This is a genomic window from Shigella sp. FC1567, from assembly GCF_001743015.1.
Lineage (GTDB): Bacteria > Pseudomonadota > Gammaproteobacteria > Enterobacterales > Enterobacteriaceae > Escherichia > Escherichia coli.
In genome coordinates this window covers 1-2,852 of record NZ_MIIV01000201.1, presented here as the reverse complement: position 1 = coordinate 2,852, position 2,852 = coordinate 1, and the positions used below count along the sequence as shown (strand labels likewise).

The window sequence follows — 2,852 nt, the reverse complement described above, 5'->3', positions numbered from 1 at the left end:
ACACTGGAGCGTCTTCTGAGCCTGCTGTCGGCCTTTGAGGTCGTGGTATGGATGACGGATGGCTGGCCGCTGTATGAATCACGCCTGAAGGGAAAGCTGCACGTTATCAGCAAGCGTTACACTCAGCGCATTGAGCGACATAATCTGAATCTGAGACAACATCTGGCAAGGCTGGGACGGAAGTCACTGTCGTTCTCAAAATCGGTGGAGCTGCATGACAAGGTCATCGGGCATTATCTGAACATAAAACACTATCAGTAAGTTGGAGTCATTACCTAAAGCTAAGCCAGTAATTCACAACAAAGATTGGCGATTCAAGCGGTTTGCCGTAGAATTACCGCCCTCATTAAGAGTCACCAAGGTGGTTAACCACAAACCCCGCATCGGTAAGCCATCCGTTGCGTTTACATGGGACAGAGTAAAAAATTGAATAAACAACCGAGTTCGCTTTCACCGCTGGTGCAATTGGCGGGAATTCGCAAATGCTTTGATGGTAAAGAGGTCATTCCCCAGCTGGATCTGACTATCAACAATGGCGAGTTCCTCACGCTGCTTGGCCCTTCTGGCTGCGGTAAAACAACCGTTCTTCGCCTGATTGCAGGTCTGGAAACTGTTGATTCCGGACGCATCATGCTGGATAACGAGGACATCACCCACGTTCCGGCGGAAAACCGCTATGTGAACACTGTTTTCCAAAGCTACGCACTTTTCCCCCACATGACCGTGTTCGAAAATGTGGCCTTTGGGTTGCGCATGCAAAAAACCCCCGCTGCTGAAATTACGCCCCGCGTGATGGAAGCCCTGCGGATGGTGCAACTGGAAACCTTCGCTCAACGTAAACCGCATCAGCTCTCTGGTGGTCAACAGCAACGCGTCGCCATTGCTCGCGCGGTGGTTAACAAGCCTCGTCTGTTGTTGCTGGATGAGTCGCTCTCAGCGCTGGATTACAAACTGCGTAAGCAAATGCAGAACGAGCTGAAAGCGTTACAGCGTAAGCTTGGCATTACATTCGTCTTCGTGACTCACGACCAGGAAGAAGCACTCACCATGTCAGACAGGATTGTGGTGATGCGCGAGGGTCGCATTGAGCAAGACGGCACGCCGCGTGAAATCTACGAAGAGCCGAAAAACCTGTTTGTTGCCGGCTTCATTGGCGAAATTAATATGTTTAACGCCACGGTGATCGAGCGACTCGACGAGCAGCGCGTACGCGCCAACGTTGAAGGCCGCGAATGTAATATCTACGTTAACTTCGCCGTTGAACCGGGGCAAAAACTGCATGTTCTGCTGCGCCCGGAAGACTTACGTGTTGAAGAGATTAACGACGACAACCACGCTGAAGGGCTGATTGGTTACGTTCGTGAGCGTAACTACAAAGGCATGACGCTGGAGTCGGTTGTTGAACTGGAAAATGGCAAGATGGTGATGGTCAGCGAATTCTTCAATGAAGACGATCCTGACTTTGACCACTCTCTCGACCAAAAAATGGCCATTAATTGGGTAGAAAGCTGGGAGGTCGTACTGGCTGATGAAGAACACAAGTAAGTTCCAGAATGTAGTGATTGTCACTATTGTCGGTTGGCTTGTGTTGTTTGTCTTTCTGCCCAACCTGATGATCATTGGCACCAGCTTTTTGACCCGCGACGACGCCAGTTTCGTCAAAATGGTCTTTACGCTGGATAACTACACGCGTCTGCTCGATCCGCTCTATTTTGAAGTGCTATTGCACTCGCTGAATATGGCGCTGATCGCCACCCTCGCCTGCCTGGTGCTGGGCTATCCATTTGCCTGGTTTCTGGCGAAGCTGCCACACAAGGTGCGTCCGCTGCTGCTGTTTCTGCTGATTGTTCCGTTCTGGACCAACTCATTGATTCGTATCTACGGGCTGAAAATTTTCCTCAGCACCAAAGGCTATCTCAACGAGTTTTTGCTCTGGCTGGGCGTTATCGACACACCAATCCGTATCATGTTCACGCCCAGTGCGGTGATTATCGGTCTGGTTTACATTCTGCTGCCGTTTATGGTGATGCCGCTGTACTCCAGTATCGAAAAACTGGATAAGCCGTTGCTTGAGGCGGCGCGCGATCTCGGTGCCAGCAAGTTACAGACTTTTATCCGCATCATTATTCCACTGACGATGCCGGGGATTATTGCCGGATGTCTGCTGGTGATGCTGCCAGCGATGGGCCTGTTCTATGTGTCCGACCTGATGGGCGGTGCGAAAAACCTGCTGATCGGTAACGTCATCAAGGTACAGTTCCTCAATATTCGTGACTGGCCGTTTGGTGCAGCCACCAGCATTACGCTGACTATCGTAATGGGCCTGATGTTGCTGGTTTACTGGCGCGCTTCTCGTTTGCTGAATAAGAAGGTGAGCGAATTAGATGATTAATCATTTATATTCAATGCATTAAGTTTGTTTTTGAGTGGTTTTGCCGTTTAAGGTAACGGCGTTATAGATCCTATCAAAATCAATCAATTCCATTCTGGTTTTGGCGAAAGATTTTTCGAGAGCTTCGGTCTTTAACTAAAACTGATTGCGTATAACCCCAATACCCCTCCCCGACTATCTGAATGGTCGGGGAGGCACTTCACGCACAAAATATCATCCCTGCGCCGTTGATTACTCTGCAGGTGAAGTCGGCCACTCAATATCAGGTGCAGTTGATGTATCAACACGGTTCAGCAACACCTGAAGTGGCACACTGAATTTGGCCACCTGAACAGAGGTGATATGCTCACCTCAGAACAACAGTAAGCGTAAACTGACCGCCGTATGTAGCCATTAAGCCTGTATTGGTAACGTAGGTGCCCACCTTTTCAACTAGTGGACACCTGTTATGGAACAGAAA

General features: G+C 49.6%; 4 protein-coding genes. 3 read left to right on the top strand and 1 reads right to left on the bottom strand.

Features of this window, described 5'->3' with window-relative positions; all coding sequences use genetic code 11:
* The 3 genes from BHE85_RS12955 to potB all read left to right on the top strand — a co-directional run.
* The coding region (locus BHE85_RS12955) for an IS1 family transposase (protein ID WP_000317683.1) at positions 1-261 on the top strand (261 nt) is incomplete at its 5' end.
* Positions 262-408: 147 nt separating this feature from the next.
* Positions 409-1,545 carry a spermidine/putrescine ABC transporter ATP-binding protein PotA gene (gene potA / locus BHE85_RS12950; protein ID WP_000531601.1) on the top strand — a complete coding sequence of 379 codons (1,137 nt, stop codon included), beginning with the start codon at positions 409-411 and terminating at the stop codon, positions 1,543-1,545.
* Positions 1,529-2,392: a spermidine/putrescine ABC transporter permease PotB gene (gene potB, locus BHE85_RS12945; protein ID WP_000799406.1), complete on the top strand. Its 864-nt coding sequence runs from the start codon at positions 1,529-1,531 to the stop codon at positions 2,390-2,392. The genes potA and potB overlap by 17 nt, the downstream gene beginning before the upstream one ends.
* Before the next feature lie 231 nt (positions 2,393-2,623).
* Here the strand turns inward: potB and BHE85_RS12940 are convergent, their stop codons facing one another.
* Positions 2,624-2,692: a tail fiber assembly protein gene (locus BHE85_RS12940; protein WP_226342179.1), complete on the bottom strand. Its 69-nt coding sequence runs from the start codon at positions 2,690-2,692 to the stop codon at positions 2,624-2,626.
* Positions 2,693-2,852: the final 160 nt, after the last annotated feature.